Here is a 356-nt window from a genome sequence, read left to right as displayed (position 1 = left end):
GCCGGACTTCTTATGCATCAAGCCGTGTAGTGATTGGGATCGGCCAGATACGTGCTGCCCGTTTTATCGCCGCGATACGCCTGAAGATCGAATTTAACTTTCTGTTTGTCGGGGTCCAGCATATTCCCCACCATGACAAGATTCTTTTTGCCGTGACCTGTCGTCACGCCTTCGTTCAACATCGGAAGGCGGAAGACTCCGTCCTTGTCTTTGCCGAAGAACTGATAGCTCACCGAGCCGGATTCTTTCGAATAGGTGATTGCGATCGATCGGTCAAATACACGCATCGGCTGCCCTGTCGATGGCCAGTCGAACATTTGCGGCGCATGCGATACGATCGTTACCGAGTCCGTGCC

Annotated in this window: 1 pseudogene; it reads right to left on the bottom strand. The window is 53.1% G+C overall.

The features are described from left to right. Nucleotides 1–17: 17 nt before the first annotated feature. Nucleotides 18–356, bottom strand: a pseudogene (locus PQR32_RS42220) (hypothetical protein); the annotation flags it as partial.

This window comes from Paraburkholderia dipogonis, from assembly GCF_046027395.1.
Lineage (GTDB): Bacteria > Pseudomonadota > Gammaproteobacteria > Burkholderiales > Burkholderiaceae > Paraburkholderia > Paraburkholderia dipogonis_A.
The sequence above is the reverse complement of the archived record's forward strand: the minus strand, read 5'-3'. Positions and strand labels throughout refer to the sequence as shown.